13 protein-coding genes and 1 tRNA gene are annotated in these 17,032 nt (G+C 50.6%); 13 read left to right on the forward strand and 1 reads right to left on the reverse strand.

Features of this window, described 5'->3' with window-relative positions; genetic code table 11:
• Positions 1-3 precede the first annotated feature (3 nt).
• From L3556_RS10110 to L3556_RS10130, 5 genes are all read left to right on the forward strand, one after another.
• The gene (locus L3556_RS10110) at positions 4-753 is read left to right on the forward strand and encodes a fimbrial biogenesis chaperone (protein ID WP_277867152.1); all 750 of its coding nucleotides are present in this window, start codon (positions 4-6) and stop codon (positions 751-753) included.
• Positions 754-789: 36 nt separating this feature from the next.
• Positions 790-1,656: an Rpn family recombination-promoting nuclease/putative transposase gene (locus L3556_RS10115; protein WP_277867153.1), complete on the forward strand. Its 867-nt coding sequence runs from the start codon at positions 790-792 to the stop codon at positions 1,654-1,656.
• A gap of 141 nt (positions 1,657-1,797) precedes the next feature.
• The gene (pds, locus tag L3556_RS10120) at positions 1,798-3,219 is read left to right on the forward strand and encodes a 15-cis-phytoene desaturase (RefSeq protein WP_277867154.1); all 1,422 of its coding nucleotides are present in this window, start codon (positions 1,798-1,800) and stop codon (positions 3,217-3,219) included.
• Entirely contained in the window at positions 3,203-4,135 is a 933-nt protein-coding gene (locus tag L3556_RS10125; RefSeq protein WP_277867155.1) for a phytoene synthase, read from the forward strand. Before pds ends, L3556_RS10125 begins: the two co-directional genes overlap by 17 nt.
• A gap of 50 nt (positions 4,136-4,185) precedes the next feature.
• Positions 4,186-4,257 (forward strand) — tRNA-Lys (locus L3556_RS10130).
• A 277-nt stretch (positions 4,258-4,534) separates the two neighbouring features.
• Here the strand turns inward: L3556_RS10130 and L3556_RS10135 are convergent.
• Complete coding sequence (locus L3556_RS10135; protein ID WP_277867156.1) at positions 4,535-6,958, reverse strand: sucrose synthase; 2,424 nt, start codon at positions 6,956-6,958, stop codon at positions 4,535-4,537.
• Positions 6,959-7,158: 200 nt separating this feature from the next.
• Here L3556_RS10135 and L3556_RS10140 point away from each other — a divergent pair, with 200 nt between their 5' ends.
• The 8 genes from L3556_RS10140 (at position 7,159) to topA (ending at position 16,997) form a co-directional block, all read left to right on the forward strand.
• Complete coding sequence (locus L3556_RS10140; protein WP_277867157.1) at positions 7,159-8,223, forward strand: CobW family GTP-binding protein; 1,065 nt, start codon at positions 7,159-7,161, stop codon at positions 8,221-8,223.
• Between the two features lie 78 nt (positions 8,224-8,301).
• Positions 8,302-9,375: a GntR family transcriptional regulator gene (locus L3556_RS10145; RefSeq protein WP_338405721.1), complete on the forward strand. Its 1,074-nt coding sequence runs from the start codon at positions 8,302-8,304 to the stop codon at positions 9,373-9,375.
• Positions 9,372-10,448, forward strand: coding sequence for an amino acid ABC transporter substrate-binding protein (locus tag L3556_RS10150; protein WP_277867158.1), 1,077 nt, complete (start codon positions 9,372-9,374; stop codon positions 10,446-10,448). The genes L3556_RS10145 and L3556_RS10150 overlap by 4 nt, the downstream gene beginning before the upstream one ends.
• A gap of 154 nt (positions 10,449-10,602) precedes the next feature.
• Positions 10,603-11,097, forward strand: coding sequence for a 2TM domain-containing protein (locus tag L3556_RS10155; RefSeq protein WP_277867159.1), 495 nt, complete (start codon positions 10,603-10,605; stop codon positions 11,095-11,097).
• A 105-nt stretch (positions 11,098-11,202) separates the two neighbouring features.
• Positions 11,203-13,155: an ATP-dependent zinc metalloprotease FtsH gene (ftsH, locus tag L3556_RS10160; RefSeq protein ID WP_422110779.1), complete on the forward strand. Its 1,953-nt coding sequence runs from the start codon at positions 11,203-11,205 to the stop codon at positions 13,153-13,155.
• Positions 13,136-13,414, forward strand: a complete 279-nt coding sequence (locus L3556_RS10165) for a FeoA family protein (RefSeq protein ID WP_277867160.1) — start codon at positions 13,136-13,138, stop codon at positions 13,412-13,414. The genes ftsH and L3556_RS10165 overlap by 20 nt, the downstream gene beginning before the upstream one ends.
• A gap of 76 nt (positions 13,415-13,490) precedes the next feature.
• Positions 13,491-14,087, forward strand: coding sequence for a 3-isopropylmalate dehydratase small subunit (leuD, locus tag L3556_RS10170; protein ID WP_277867642.1), 597 nt, complete (start codon positions 13,491-13,493; stop codon positions 14,085-14,087).
• Positions 14,088-14,327: 240 nt separating this feature from the next.
• Positions 14,328-16,997, forward strand: a complete 2,670-nt coding sequence (topA, locus tag L3556_RS10175) for a type I DNA topoisomerase (RefSeq protein ID WP_277867161.1) — start codon at positions 14,328-14,330, stop codon at positions 16,995-16,997.
• Positions 16,998-17,032 lie beyond the last annotated feature (35 nt).

The following is a 17,032-nucleotide window of genomic DNA, read 5'->3' on the forward strand; positions in this document are numbered from 1 at the left end:
GGGATGCTTATACTGTGGGCATTCCTGGTTCTTGCTGGTCAATCAGTCTTTGCCCAGTCCCAAGAATTTTATTTAAGTGCGATTCAGGTTTTCCTCTCGCCCCGTCAGCGAACCACACTATTGACGATCAACAATACGGGAAGTGGTGCCATTGATTTTGAAATTAGTGCCGAGAAGTGGCAACAAACTGAGAATGGCATTGATCAACTATCCCCAGCGGATGGTGAGATCGTTGTTTTCCCCCTCATTTTGAATGTTCCACCCGGAGAAAGTCGTAATATCCGCATTGGTACGCGCCAACCTCCTAGTACGGTTGAGGGAACCTATCGATTGCTGGTCGCCGAGTTACCTGCCGCCGACATCCCGGAAACCCAAGCTACCGGGCCGCAACTGCGAATTATTAAACGCATGAGTTTACCCGTCTTTATTGAACCCCTTAATCCCATTGCCACGGCTGAGATTGTTAATACAAACATTCAAAATGGACAGCTAGGCTTCACGATCCGGAATACTGGCAATGTTCATATTCAGACCCTCAGTATTGCTTTGACCGGGCAAACGGCCGATGGGGAAATGTATTTTGAAAGGAACCTAGACTCAGTTTATGTCCTGGCAGAACGGGAGCGATCGTTTTCCCAGGTAGACCTCCCCCAAGCAGGCTGTGCCCAAGTCAGGCAAGTCACAATTCGTCTTGGCAGCCGCCGCCATCCCCTTTCGACCCAACTTCCCACACCCAATGGTATTTGTCGCTAGTCTTGAGAGTCAACCATCAACTAGAGTCCTCAATAAATGCGTCGCGACTCAATCTTTTATAAACTCTTTCAACAATTCCCAAACCTTCTTTTTCAACTCCTAGACCCACACCCTGAACACACAGCGGAGTATCAATTTGCTTCCGTTGAAATCAAAGAAACCAGCTTCACCATTGATGGCGTTTTTATTCCTCCTGAAAATCAATCCCCTGCGATCGTTTACTTTTGTGAGGTGCAATTTCAAAAAGACGAAACCCTCTATGAGCGTCTCTTTTGTGAGTCTTTGCTGTACTTCTATCGCCATCGCCCTCGATTTTCAGATTGGCAAGCGGTAATTATCTATCCCTCTCGCAAAACCGAACAGAGTGGCTATACCCCCTACGCAGATTTGGTGAATAGCTCCCGTGTTCACCGCATTTATCTTGATGAACTGCCCCACCCGGATCAACTCCCCCTAGCCCTAGCTCTCATGCGCTTAACCATTGTGGATACAGACCATGTGCCGGCGATCGCTCGGCAGATCCTTGGGCGAAGTCACCAGGAACCGGAACCCAGCCAAAAAGCGATAATAGACTTACTCACCACAATCCTCGTGTATAAATTCACCCATTTAAGTCGTCAGGAGATTAACCAAATGTTAGGACTCACGACAACCGCGCTCAAAAATACCCGTTTTTACCAAGAAGCCAAAGAAGAAGGGCGGGAAGAAGGAGAACTCATTGGTGAGCGCACCCTTATTTTTCGCCAACTCCACCGTCGCCTAGGAATCATCCCGACGGATCTGCACAACCAAATTGAGTCCCTTGCGATTCCCCAACTTGAAAATCTGGGTGATGCCCTCCTTGACTTCACCACCCTAGAAGACCTAAAAATCTGGCTAGAAAACCAAGATGGCTTAGGCTGATCGATGGATAGGTTAGTTTTTCTCAACAAATAAAATTCCAGATTAGTCATGATCTGTAACGATTTGTAAACTATAATAGAGGTTATTTTAATCGGTGGCCCAAGCCATCTTAAAGTTACCTAGAAGAGGTTAGGTCAATTCATGCGCGTTGCCATTGCTGGAGGGGGTCTAGCAGGTTTAGCCTGTGCCAAATATTTAGTGGATGCTGGCCATCAGCCCCTTCTGTTTGAACGGTCGGATGTTTTAGGGGGCTTAGTGGCGGCCCGAAAGGATGCCGATGGTGACTGGGTGGAAACGGGACTCCATGCTTTTTTTGGAGCTTACCCCAATATGCTGCAATTATTGGATGAGCTAAATATTAGCGATCGCCTCCAATGGAAACGCCACGCCCTGATTTTCAATCAGCCAGAGAAACCTGGGGTTCTATCATGGTTTGATGTCCCGGATATCCCTGCCCCCCTTAACGTTATTCTTTCCATCTTGCGAAATAACGACATGCTCACCTGGGAGCAAAAAATCCGTTTTGCCCTAGGACTTTGGCCGGCCATTCTCAGGGGTCAAAAATACGTTGAAGCAATGGATAAGTATAGCCTCCTTGAATGGTTAGAGCTTCAAGGGATTGATGCGCGGGTTAACTCCGATATTTTTATTGCCGCATCTAAGGCTCTTACCTTTATTAATCCCGATGAAGTATCGGCAACAATTCCCCTAACCGCCATGAATCGATTTTTGCGGGAACGCTACGGCTCAAAAATTGCTTTCCTAGATGGTTCCCCCCCAGAGCGATTATGTCAGCCCATTGTGGACTATGTGAACGAGCGGGGTGGTTCTGTGCAAACCCAATCGTCCCTAAAGGAGATTTTGCTCAATATCGATGGCACCGTCAAAGGGTTCCTCATGACAGGGTGTAATGGCGAACCAAGCTATACTGTCGAAGCTGATGCCTATGTCTGTGCCCTCTCCGTCGATGCCTTTAAGTTATTACGGCCTGAGGGCTGGCAGGATTTACCCTTTTTCCAGCAGCTTGATGAACTGGAAGGGGTGCCAGTGATCAATGTCCAAATTTGGTTCGATTGCAAGTTGCCGACGGTAGATCATTTACTCTTTTCCCGTTCCGATCTGTTGAGTGTCTATGCGGATATGAGTGAAACCTGTCAGGAATACCATGACCCCGATCGATCCATGCTGGAGTTGGTCTTAGCCCCAGCTCAGGACTGGATTGGCCGCAGTGACTCTGACATAATTGAGGCGACAATGGCAGAATTGGCCAAGCTATTCCCCGCTCATCTCCCCGAACCCGTTAAAGTACGAAAAACTGCGGTTGTCAAAACACCGCGATCGGTCTACAAGGCAACTCCAGGACGGCAGGCCTTTCGCCCCGATCAACGCACCCCCATCTCAAACTTTTTTCTATCGGGTAGCTATACAATGCAACCCTATTTGGGGAGTATGGAAGGGGCGGTACTTTCTGGTAAGCTGACAGCGCAGGCGATCGCCGCCCACTCCTCTGCCATCCCCCCTATGCCCTCTACTCAGACTGTCGCCAATGCTGCAACTGCCTAGAGCCGAGTACTTACCTCCCCTAGTCTCCCTAGAGGAAGCCTACGAACTTTGTCGGCAGGTCACGGCTAACTATGCCAAAACATTTTATCTAGGCACGCTCCTGATGCCCCCGGTGAAGCGACGGGCCATCTGGGCCATTTATGTGTGGTGTCGTCGTACCGATGAATTGGTAGATGGCCCCCAGGCAGCCCTGACTACGCCAGAAACCCTAGATGCCTGGGAGCAGCGTTTAGAGGCGATTTTTGCGGGTCGCCCTCAGGATGCCATGGACATGGCCCTAGTCGATACCCTGGAACAATTTCCCGTAGATATTCAACCCTTTCGGGATATGATTGCCGGTCAGCGCATGGATCTCTATCGGAGTCGCTACGAAACTTTTGCAGAGCTAAATCTTTACTGTTATCGAGTGGCAGGCACGGTCGGCCTGATGTCCTTAGCTGTCATGGGGGCCGAACCTTTTAGCGATCGCCTTCGTTCTCCCTGGGTCGATCCCTATGTTGCCCAAGGGAGTTTAGCAGATCAAGCTGTTGCCCTAGGCGTGGCCAACCAACTCACCAATATTTTGCGAGATGTGGGAGAAGATACACGGCGGGGTCGGATTTATTTACCCTTAGAAGACTTAGAGGCGTTTGGTTACTCCGAGGATGAACTCCTACGGGGTGTGATCAACGATCGCTGGCGCGAGTTAATGAAATTCCAGATTGAACGGGCCCGGCAATTCTATGTACAAGCTGAAGTGGGGGTGGCCTATTTACAGCGGAATGCCCGTTGGCCCGTCTGGTCGGCCCTAATGCTTTATCGAGAAATCCTAGAGGTGATTGAACATAACCACTATGACGTGTTTAATAAACGGGCTTATGTGTCTAATTTTAAGAAGGGTCTGTTGTTACCTTTATCTTGGGGTAAATCCCTATAATCACTATAAAATGTAAGTATGGGAAATCATTAGGTTTACAATAACCTTCTGGGTGACTAGCTCAATGGTAGAGCAGCGGACTCTTAATCCGGTGGTTCAGGGTTCGAGCCCCTGGTCACCCATCCCACGAAAAATCAAGCTTTGACCCCAGTTTGACAAAAGAGGGATAGCTTGTATTTCAGACTGTTGGGGATTTTCCGATTATGCCCTAGAACTTTATGCCTATATTCTCAAGAATTTTCCTGAGAGTTCTTTCGTTCAATTGGGAATGAAGCAAGCAGTTATAGATTCCCTTTTAGCAATTCCAGATGTTACCAAAATGGATATTGAATCTCTATCAATCTTAAAAGATATTTAAGACTGTTAAAATAAAATTGATTTCAATATCAATATTTATGATTAACGCTGGCGATGCTGTTCCAGTAGGGCTTGGGCGCGGGGTTTATAAAGCAGGTAAAACAGGGACTCAATATAACGCATCATGTCTTCACGGTTTTCGTGGGATACATAATTCCAAAAGCCGTAGATTTTTGCCAGGGAAAGGAGTCGCGTTGTATGAATTTTCCAGGTGTAGGTACTGTAGACCCGCTCAATGGCCGCCTGGGAAATTTTCTGCCAGTAGTTTGCATCTTGCTGGCATTGATCAAAAAATGTGATGACGATTTGAGCCACTTCTTCCGGCAGCGTCGGGTTAATATAAAAACCATTGGTTTTGTCTTGGATGATTTCTAAGGGCCCGCCAAAACGAGTGGCAAAGGTGGGCAGTCCACTCACCATGGCTTCCAAAATGGTTAAACCAAAGGCTTCAAATAGGGCCGGTTGCACAAAAACTCCGCGGCGATCGCCAATAATGCGATAAATTTCCCCAGAATCTGTTTTAGCAAGACGTACCCCTAACCAACGCACCTTACCGTGCAAATCGTACTCATGAATAATTTGATAGAGCTTTTCAATTTCACTGATTTCTTCGTGATCCGTGGAATCCTCTGTTCGCAGTTTACCCGCCACTAGGATTAAATTGCACCGCTCCTGTAAATCCTTACTTTGACCATAGGCCTGGGCTAATCCCGTTAGATTTTTAATCCGATCGAGGCGGGCCATGGAGAAGAGGGGCGGCTTACTAGTATCCTCTAGGTGGCCATAAACCTGGGCCGGATCCTCTAGGGTAAACAGTAATTCCTCTAGGCGTTGGCGATCGCCTTCAAGTCGCTCATCTTTGTTGTAGTAAGGGAAGTAAATACTTTCATTCACCCCCGGTGGCACCACATTAAACTTCGGGCTAAATAGCTCAATCCCACTCACCACATGGTACAGATCCGGCATCGTAAAGGACTTATAGGATTCATACTGGCCAATACTATCGGGGGTACCGACAATTTCTTGGTAGGTGCTGCTAATAATAAAACTCGCAGCATTCATGGCAATCAAATCTGCCGTAAATTGCAGGGAAAAATGGTACTGGTGCTCAATATCCTGCCAATACAGGTTACTAAACAGGTATTTTGACTTCTCCAGGGCATGGGCAATATTGCATTGGGTCACCTTCATCCGCCGGGCCAGCAAAAAAGCCACCAAGTTGCCATCGGAATAGTTCCCAATGATTAAATCAGGCACATGGCCAAATTCCGCCCGCAGTTCCCGTTCAGCATCAATGGCAAAGGTTTCCAGGTAGGGCCAAATTTCAAACCGGGAAATCCAATTTTCCGTAATCGTTGGATTAATATCCCGAAAGGGAACCCGTAAAATCCAGCTATCCGTCGTACCATAAATTTTTTCGAGGCGTTGGTGACACAGGGTTCCATCGGCATTGGGAATCAAGCGAGTGAGGACAATCACTTTGGGATGCACCGCTAAGGAATCCAACCCTGCCAAAATCAACTCATCCCGCAGTTGTTGCTCCAGACTCTTCACCTGATCCAGGATATAGACCACCTGCCCCCCCGTATCGGGACGACCCAGAACCCCCTCTTGGCCAAACCAACCGTGGGGAGAGACTAGGACAACCCGAAAAATCATCGGGATGCGGGAGACAAAGGCCTCCAATACCTGATGGTCGGGGGAGTCAATGAGTTGATCCAGCATTTCCAGGGTTTCGCGGACGCGATCGGCGGTATTTCCCCAGCCTGCTTCAAAGCCTAAGGCCTGAAGATCAAAACGAAAATCAGGATAGGGTTCATCCTTGGGGCGATCGCTGACAAAGGTGAGGGCCTGCTTCACCCGATCCGAGAGTTGGCGTTGGGTTTGGATCCGCTCATTAATCAGGAGTTGATAGCCGTTATAGCGATGCAAACGCAGAAAATCAAAAAGCTCTTCCTGCCACTGACGCGGATCTTGAAATAATTTACTGGACAGGTAGCGATTCAGGTAGGCAACCCCCTTGCCAATATTTTTAGAATCCCGGATGGCGGGGGAGTAATCATAAAAGGGATCCATGTCAATTTCAAAGACATCCCCCTCATTGGGGTGGTAGCGATTGACCAGGCGATCTCGCAGATCCAATAGATCCGAGACCGACATGGGCACAATCGTCATGTCTTCCAGGAGCCGATAGGCCTCTTCGTGGGCAATGCGGGGCCGAATTACTAGGCAAAGACTTTCCTTGTCAACAATAATTTCCTGGATACAGGAAACCAGTTTACCGAGATGGGATTGGCGAATAAATTGCTCAGAGATGTCATGGGTCTGACAATAGTCATTAAAGACCGTCAGGATTTCATTGCGGAGAAGATACTGTTTTTCGGAGGTACGCAACTGGCTAGCAAACTGACGGAGATTCGTGCGCTCAGAACTGTTTAAGACCGCTTCAATAAGCTGAGATGACATTGTAGAAAAAAATCCTATGGAACATCAGGGTGATTTTATTCATAGCATGGGGAGACAGACCCAGGAATTTCCAATGACCCGAAAACCCGTATCGTACTATGATAATTGAATGAGGTTTAATTTTTTGCTAAAAGTTATCCCTTGACGTAGCTCATCTCTCCTTCTTCGTTTCAACAATCCTCACTTGAACAAATAGGCCTATGTCTGCAACTATCATTTCTGCCACCCCAGGTATGGATGCGATTAAGCACGGACTACCCGTAACCATTATTACTGGGTTCTTGGGTAGCGGCAAAACCACCCTCCTCAACCATATCCTCACGAATCAAGAGGGGGTCAAGACCGCCGTATTGGTGAACGAGTTTGGCGAAATTGGCATTGATAATGAGCTATTGGTGACCTCCGATGATGACATGGTGGAACTCAACAATGGCTGTGTCTGTTGCACGATTAATAATGATTTGGTGAATGCCGTTTTTCGCGTTCTTGAACGGCCCGATAAAATTGATTATCTAGTGGTGGAAACGACCGGATTGGCGGATCCTCTCCCCGTAGCCCTCACCTTTTTAGGAACAGAATTACGGGATTTGACCCGCCTCGACTCCATTGTCACCGTCGTTGATGCCGAAAATTTTAGCCTAGACCTTTTTAATAGTGCTGCGGCCCAAAGCCAGATTGCCTACGGGGATATTATTTTGCTCAATAAGAGCGACTTAGTCAGCGATCGCCGCCTCGGAGAATTAGAGCAACGAATTAGGGAAACCCGTGAAGGGGCGCGGATCATTCGTACCGTCAACTCCCAAGTGCCCCTGCCATTGATCTTAAGTGTGGGCTTTTTCGAGAGCGATCGCTATTTTCAGCCCCAGGAGCATAGCCACAATTCCCCCAAGCATGAACACAACCATGGGCATGATCACCATGGGCATCATGATCATGACGATCACGATCACCATCATCACTCCAATCACCTAGAAAACGATGGCTTTAATTCCGTCTCCTTCCAAAGCGATCGCCCCTTTAATATTCGCAAATTTCAAAACTTTCTCGATCACCAATTACCGGAAGCTGTCTTTCGAGCCAAGGGCATTCTTTGGTTTACGGAAAGCCCCCGTCGCCATGTTTTTCACCTCAGTGGTAAACGCTTCAGTCTGGATGATGAAGATTGGAAAGGTGTGCCAAAAAATCAACTGGTCTTAATCGGCCAAGGTCTGGACGAAACAACCCTACTTTCCCAGATAAACGCTTGCCTGGAGGGAGAATCTTGACCTAGTTAATGATACAAAACGCTATTTGATTCAGATTTTGCAGCATATCGGAGGCCCCGTGAATGTCAAGGCATAGGCTTGTTTACCCTAGCGTATGCTTCCTTAGACATTTTTGATCGGCGGAAGGGACACATGGTACAGTTTCACATTCAACCAGATAGCGAAATTCCCGCTTCTACCCAGTTATTTAATCAAATTAGTTTTGCGATCGCTGCCCGCCAATTTCCCCCCGGTTATCGCCTACCCAGTACACGCCAATTGGCCATGCAAACGGGCCTCCACCGCAATACCATTAGTAAGGTTTATGAGCGACTAGAATCGGCGGGTCTAGTCATTCCCCAAGTGGGTTCCGGTATCTATGTCCGTGCCCTGGGCCAAGAAGAAAGTCGGCCGCGCCAACGACGTTCGGCGGTTGTTCCCGTCCATCGGGTCGTCCAGGATGGTCTAGATACCCTCTTGGGCATGGGCTACTCCCTGGGTCAAATTCGTGAACTCTTTTTAGCGGAAATTGATGCCCGTCAAAAAGCAGGGGTGCGGATCCTCGTCACCGTTCCCCGCCACGATCAAGGGGCCGGCGAATTAATTGTCCAGGAACTCCAGCAACTATTGCCCATTCCCGTAGAGCTGGTCTTTTTAGAAGAACTGGATACAATTCTCCAGCCGGATAGTGCGGCCACCCTGGTCACTGTCCGCTATTTTGCCAGCATGACGGAGGCGATTACCCGGGATAAGGGGGTGCGTCTGTTCTTTATTGATATTTATAGCTATCAACGGGAATTAGACGTGGTGCGCCAACTACCCAAGGGATCCTGCCTAGGCTTAGTGAGTCTTAGTTCTGGAACCCTGGGGGTAGCCGAGGTGATGATCCACAGTCTGCGGGGAGAGGATCTGCTCTTGGTCACGGCCCAGGTCAACGATGCCTATAAGCTCAATGCCCTAGTTCACCGCTCCCATACGATTATTAGCGATCGCGCCAGTGCGGAACGGGTGAAGGAGGCGATCGCCGCCGCCCGGGAAGATTTAATTCGGATTCCGCGTTTAATCTGTTGTGAAAGCTATATTGATAGTAACTCTGTGGATCTGCTCAAGCGGGAGTTGGGGCTAACAGAGGACCCTATTCAGGCAAAAAGTGTTGAGGTAAAGGCTTCATGAACCATTGGCGGCAACTGTTTTCCCGACTTGGCCTAGCGGTTTTAGCCATCGTCAGTGTTAGCAGTTGTAATGGGGATGCCCCCCCCGCCCCCGAAGGAGAAGGGCCCGCCATCATCGCTGGGGGAGAACGCCTCCAACTCCTCCGCGATCGCGGCCAACTGTTGTGCGGTGTCAGTGGCGAGTTGCCCGGATTTAGCTTTGTGGACAGCAATGGCAACTATGCGGGCATGGATGTGGATATTTGCCGGGCCGTTGCCGCTGCCGTCTTTGATGACCCCAATGCGGTGGAATATCGCAATCTCAATGCCAAGGAACGCTTCTTAGCCCTGCAAACCGGGGAAGTGGATATCCTCAGTCGCAATACCACCAACACCATGAGTCGTTCCACCAGCTTGGGGCTACGCTTTGCCCCCGTGGTTTTCTACGATGGTCAAGCGGTGATGGTCAAGCGGGACAGTGGCATCCAGGCGATCACCGACCTCAAGGATAAGTCCATCTGTATGCAAACCGGAACCACCACGGAGCAAAACTTCACAGATCAGATGCGGAAACTCAATTTGACCTTTACCCCCGTCATTTTTGAGGATGTGAATACCGTCTTTGCCGCCTACGCTGAGGGCCGTTGTGATGCCATCACCTCCGATCGCTCCCAACTGGTTTCCCGGCAGCAAGTCTTACCGGATCCTGCCAATCACGAGATTTTGGATCAAGTTCTCTCCAAGGAACCCCTCGCCCCTGCGGTAACAATTAATGACCCAACCTGGGGGAATCTCGTTGAATGGGTGATCTATGCCCTGATCAATGCCGAAGAATTGGGTATCACCCAGGCCAATGTCAATGAACAACGCCAGAGTCAGGATCCAACCATTCGCCGTTTTTTGGGGAGCGAAGGGGAACTCGGTCAGACCATCGGCCTCACCAATGATTTTGTGGTCAGAACCATTAAGCACGTCGGCAACTACGGCGAAATCTACGATCGCAATCTCGGTGAAGATACACCCCTCAAACTAGAGCGCGGTCAAAATAACCTCTGGACCCAAGGGGGATTGCTCTATTCGCCGCCATTCCGCTAAATTTCCTTGGATGGGTTGGCACTCTATAATAAAAATTAAAATAAATTAAAGTTGAAGTTGATGTTCAAAAGATTGACGTTCAAAAAGTTAACGTTCAAATTTTGAGCAATTCAAATTTTCAGCGAATCGATAGCTTCCGGCTCAAGGGGTTTCCATGGCAACCGACTCTAACACTAACACCTATACCACTGATGACGTTCAGCAAATCCTGAATCGGGCGATCGCCCAGCAATCCTATGCCAGCGAATTTTCCTGGCAAGACCTCCTGGATATTGGAGCCGAACTGGGCCTCACCCCAACGGATCTTCGTCAAGCAGAGCAGGATATCCAGGTTGAACAGGCCCTCACGCTGGAGCGAGAAAAGTTCGATCGCTTCCGCCAGAGACAGCTCTATGGCAAGGGGGGGCGTTATAGCATTATTGCCGCCGTCCTGATTGGGATTAATAGCCTGACCGGGTTTGGTGTCCCCTGGGCCATTTATATCAGTTTAATTCTTGCCCTCAAGCTGGGTCTAAGTGCCTGGCACATCTATCAACCCAAAGGGGAAGACTACGAGCGGGCCTTCCATCGCTGGTATCGTAACCATCAGGTGCGGGGTTGGCTAAGTTCCTGGACCCATCGACTGCTACAGCGCACCCTACCCCAATAGACTCCAGCGGCAGGACGTTAAACGCTAGACTAGGAACTATAACTGTAGACTGGCAGAGCAATGCGGTTGAGGACATCGATAATAGACGGGACAAAATTGTACCGAATACCCGGCCACGGGAAACACCACCATTGGCCCCAACGCCTAAGTCAACTCGCCCTCATCCTTGGGTTGTGCTTCGCTCCCCTATCCCCTGGTTTAGCCCAGTCGGGAAGTGATGCTAACGAGACGGTTGTTTCCTATAGCGAATTCTTGCAGGATTTACAGGATAAGAAGGTTACGAAAGTTGATCTCTACCAGGAGCAGCGGTTAGCAAAATTTCGCCTAGAAGGACAAAGTGAAAGCGATCCGCCCAAAGAAGTCTATCTCTTCGATCGCAATCCCGAACTCGTTGAATACCTGCGGCGCAGTGGCGTGAGTTTTACCGTTGTACCGGCGGGCAATGATCGAGCCGTTGTCGGCCTGATCTCTAACCTGATGCTGGGCTTTTTCATCCTGTTCATATTTTTAATGATTATTCGCCGCACCAGCAGTGGATCCGGTGGCCCCGGCCAAATTCTCAATTTTGGTAAGTCGCGGGCCCGGTTTCAAATCGAGGCGGAAACAGGAGTCACCTTTGGCGATGTGGCCGGCATTGAAGAAGCCAAGGAAGAGCTCCAAGAAGTCGTCACCTTCCTGAAAAATGCCGAAAAGTTTACGGCGGTAGGGGCGCGCATTCCCAAGGGAGTCTTGCTCATTGGCCCCCCTGGAACGGGTAAAACCCTCCTGGCCAAGGCGATCGCCGGCGAAGCTGGAGTCCCCTTCTTTTCCATCTCCGGTTCCGAGTTTGTGGAAATGTTTGTGGGGGTGGGGGCCTCGCGGGTGCGGGATCTCTTCAAAAAAGCAAAGGAAAGTGCCCCCTGCCTCGTCTTCATTGATGAAATTGACGCGGTGGGTCGGCAACGGGGTGCCGGCATTGGCGGTGGCAATGATGAACGGGAGCAAACCCTTAACCAACTACTGACGGAAATGGATGGCTTTGAGGGCAATACGGGCATTATTGTCATTGCGGCTACAAACCGGCCCGATGTATTGGATTCAGCCCTATTACGGCCAGGTCGGTTCGATCGCCAGATTACGGTGGACTTACCCTCCTATAAGGGTCGCCGCCAAATTTTAGATGTCCATGCCCGGGATAAAAAAGTCGCTGACGACGTTTCCCTGGACACCATTGCCCGTCGCACCCCTGGTTTTTCCGGTGCAGAACTGGCCAACCTCCTCAATGAAGCGGCCATTCTCACGGCGCGGCGGCACAAAAAGGCCATTACCACCCTGGAAATTGACGATGCCATCGATCGCGTCACCATTGGCTTGACCTTGACCCCCCTCCTGGACAGTAAGAAAAAATGGCTGATTGCCTACCATGAAGTGGGCCATGCCCTGTTAATGACCCTCCTGAAAAACAGCGATCCCCTCAACAAAGTGACGATTATTCCCCGCTCCGGTGGGGTGGGTGGTTTTGCCCAACAGGTATTTGATGAAGATCGGGTCGATAGCGGTCTCTATACCCGCGCCTGGCTCTTGGATCAAATCACGATTCTCTTAGGGGGGCGATCTGCGGAGGTAGAAGTTTTTGGGGATGCGGAAGTCACCATTGGTGCCAGTAGTGATCTGCGGGCCGTGGCCAACCTGGCTCGGGAAATGGTTACGCGCTATGGCATGTCCGATCTGGGCCATCTGGCCCTAGAAACCCCTGGCAATGAGGTCTTTTTAGGTCGGGATCTAATGCCGCGATCGGAATACTCCGAAGAGGTGGCAGTGCAGATCGATCGCCAAGTCCGCCAAATTGTTAGTCATTGCTATGACATTGCCCGCAAACTAATCCGTGATCATCGCCTACTCATGGACAAACTCGTTGATGTTCTCCTGGAGCAGGAAACCATTGAAGGGGATCAATTCCGGGAATTGGTACGCCAATACAGTGATCTGCCTGTGAAGGAACCCTCCTGGCATTCTCCGCCCGTTCCTACCCCCGCCCCCGTTGCCTATGATCTTTCCCATGGCCCTATCGCAGAATAGATCGCTGAATAGTCTGGCCCTCGGGGAAACGGCCATTGTCACCACCATTGACGGAGATAGGGCTTGGCAGCGGCGACTGGCGGCCCTAGGCATTGTGACCGGCCAAAAGATTAAACTGACGGGGCGGGCTAGTTTAGGGCAAACCTTAGCCCTGCGGGTGGGTCGGGTGACCGATGTGGCCCTACGTCCCCAGGATGCTGCCCACATTCTCGTTAACCCTATCACCCCGTTAGGAATAGAAGAACGAGTCGAAACCTGACCCTAGTAACCTTGGCTTTGCCATTCCCAAGAAAGGCACAAAAATTAACCTATCGTAGACGTAACCAATGCAAACCATCCAAAAAATTCAAACCCTTCAAGGTCGGGGACTTCCCCTGCGGGGCAACGATATTGACACCGATCGCATTATTCCGGCCCGGTATCTCCGCTGTGTCACCTTTGATGGCTTGGGAGATCATGTTTTTGCCGACGATCGCCATCAGGGCAATCATCCCTTTGATCAACCCCAGTACCAGGGAGCTAGAATCTTAGTGGTGAATGGGAATTTTGGCTGTGGCTCCAGTCGCGAACATGCTCCCCAGGCGATCGCCCGTTGGGGGATTCAAGCTATTTTGGGAGAGAGTTTTGCCGAAATTTTCCTGGGAAACTGTGTGGCCATGGGGATTCCCTGTTTGACGGGTGAGCCAGAGGCGATCGCGGCCTTGCAAACCACCCTAGAAACGGATCCCACCACTGAGATCATCGTTAATCTAGAGACCTTGACCGCCACCACTCCCCAGCAAACCCTTGCCCTGACGATGGCCGATGGGATCCGGCAAATGCTCATCAGTGGCCAATGGGATGCCTGCGGCCAACTCCTGGCCAATCAGACCGCCATTCAAACCACTGCGGCCACCCTCCCCTATATTGCTTGGTCCACAGCTCAGGTCTAGGATGAAGATTAAGAAAATCTATTCTTTGTCTGGCATGATGCCTTCAGATAAAGTTAGGCTGGTAACCTGTGATGGATGGTCTGGGGTATAGGTATATAACGTGTATTTAACCTGTTCAATCCCGTGGAAGGAAGCCGATATAGGAATCTATGGTGTACATTTGGCCATAGTTCAGCCTGTTGGCCAATGGTTGTTCATCTCCCCAAATAATCATCGCTATATTTCGTAGAGTCTGTCCCCATGTCCACCCTTGTCATTGTTGAATCACCCACCAAAGCCCGCACGATTCGTAAATTTTTGCCCTCGGATTATCGCGTCGAAGCCTCCATGGGCCATGTTCGGGATTTACCCCGCAGTGCCGCCGATATTCCCGCCAGCTACAAAGGGCAGGATTGGGCTAATTTGGGGGTGAATGTGGCCAATGGGTTTGAACCTCTTTATATTGTCCCTAAAGATAAACAAAAGGTCGTTAAGGAACTGAAGGAAGCCCTGCGTCAAGCGGACGAATTGCTGCTGGCCACGGATGAAGATCGGGAAGGGGAAAGTATTAGCTGGCACTTGCTCCAGTTACTAAACCCGAAAATTCCGGTGCGGCGGATGGTGTTCCATGAAATCACCAATGAGGCCATTCAAGCGGCCCTCACCAACTGTCGGCAGGTAAATCAACAACTGGTGCGGGCCCAGGAAACCCGGCGTATTTTGGATCGCCTCGTCGGCTATACCCTCTCTCCCCTGCTGTGGCGGAAAATTGCGCCCCACCTTTCTGCCGGGCGGGTACAGTCGGTGGCGGTACGATTGTTAGTGCAACGGGAGCGGGAACGGTTAGCGTTCCATAAGGGTCAGTTCTGGGATTTGAAGGCCACTTTAGATAAAGAAACGGTTCTTTTTCCAGCCCGCTTGGTGAGTGTGGCAGGGCAGCGGGTGGCCACGGGCAGTGATTTTGATGCCACCACGGGGCAAATTCGTTCCGGGCGATCGGTCTTGCTGTTAACGGAAGCCACGGCGACGGATCTGCGGAATCGCCTTGAGCAGGAAACCTGGACTGTTGCTGATCTAGAGGAGCGGCAGCAAAGCCGGAAAGCGGCCCCGCCCTTCACCACCTCCACACTGCAACAGGAGGCAAACCGGAAACTCCATCTCTCGGCCAAGGACACGATGCGCTTGGCCCAAAAGCTCTACGAAGAGGGCTATATCACCTATATGCGGACGGATTCGGTGCATTTATCGGATCAGGCGATCGCCGCAGCCCGCAGTTGTGTGGAAGCCAACTATGGTAAACCCTTTTTATCCCCCAAACCCAGACAGTTTACCACTAAGGCCAAGGGGGCCCAGGAGGCCCATGAAGCCATTCGTCCTGCGGGTAGTGAGTTCCGCATTCCCCAGGATACGGGTTTGGCCGGCCGGGAATTAGATCTCTATGATTTAATCTGGAAGCGTACCGTGGCCACCCAGATGGCCGATGCTCGCCTCACCTTAGTGAATGTACAGATCCAGGCGGCGGATGCCCTCTTTCGGGCCAGTGGTAAACGGATTGATTTTCCGGGGTTTTTCCGGGCCTATGTGGAAGGTTCCGATGATCCCGATGCGGCCCTAGAAAGTCAGGAGGTGATTTTACCCTACCTCCAACGGGGCGATCGCCTCGCCTGCCAAAATTTGGAAGCTCTCGGCCACGAAACCCAACCCCCCGCCCGCTATACCGAAGCCAGTTTAGTCAAAGCCCTAGAAAGTGAGGGTATTGGCCGACCCAGCACCTATGCCACGATTATCAGCACAATCCAGGATCGGGATTATGCAATGCGGCGTGGGAATGCCCTAGAGCCGACCTTTACGGCCTTTGCGGTGACGGGACTCCTAGAGAAAAACTTTCCCGATCTGGTAGATCCCGGCTTTACGGCTCGTATGGAGCAAACCTTAGATGATATTTCCACAGGAGGAGTGAAGTGGTTGCCCTACCTGGAGGAGTTTTATTTAGGGGCGCAGGGGCTAGAAACCCAGGTGAAGGAACGGGAAAAGACGATTGAATCTACGGAAGCCCGGGCCATTCATCTACCGGGTCTAGAGGGAGAGGTGGTCGTGGGTCGCTATGGCCCCTTCGTGGTGGTTCAAAATGGTGATGAGCCAGTGAAGGCCTCCCTACCCCAAGACTGTACACCGGGAACCCTCAATCCTGAACAAATTGAGCATCTGATTCGCCAAAAACTGGAGGGCCCGGATAAATTAGGCCTCCATCCCGATACCGGGGAGCCAATCTTTTTACTCACGGGTCGCTTTGGCCCCTACGTCCAATTAGGTGAAGCAACGACGGAGAATCCCAAGCCGAAACGGGCCTCCCTGCCCAAGGGGGTAAGTGCCGAAGAAGTGAATCTAGATCTGGCTGTCACGCTGCTCTCCCTACCCCGCACCCTAGGGGTACAGCCGGACACCGGTAAGCTGATTCAGGCCAATCAAGGTCGATTTGGCCCCTATGTTGTTCTGGATCCAGACGGTGAAAAGGAATATCGCTCCCTGAAGGCGGAGGATGATCTCTATACGATTAGTTTGGAGCGGGCCCTAGAACTACTTGCCCAGCCCAAGTCCAGCCGGGGGCGATCGAAAAAGCAAGCCCTACGGGTTTTGGGCAATCATCCCGAAGATGAGCAACCCATCCAAATCTTTGATGGCCCCTATGGCCCCTACGTCAATCATGGCAAAGTCAATGCCTCCCTGCCCGAGGGAACAACCGTAGAAAACATGACCTTGGAGCAGGCCCTACCCCTGTTGGCGGAAAAGGCTCCTAAGCGAAAAACAAGTCGTCAAACCAGTACCACGAAGAAAACCACGGCGAAAAAGTCCACAACTACCAAAAAAACAACCCGTAAAACCAGTTCCCGCAAAACCTCTTCCCCAAAGGATTCCACTAAAAAGACATGATGGAACCTCCCAGGCTGCATCTGCCATGAATCATT

Source organism: Candidatus Synechococcus calcipolaris G9 (assembly GCF_029582805.1).
Classification (GTDB): domain Bacteria; phylum Cyanobacteriota; class Cyanobacteriia; order Thermosynechococcales; family Thermosynechococcaceae; genus Synechococcus_F; species Synechococcus_F calcipolaris.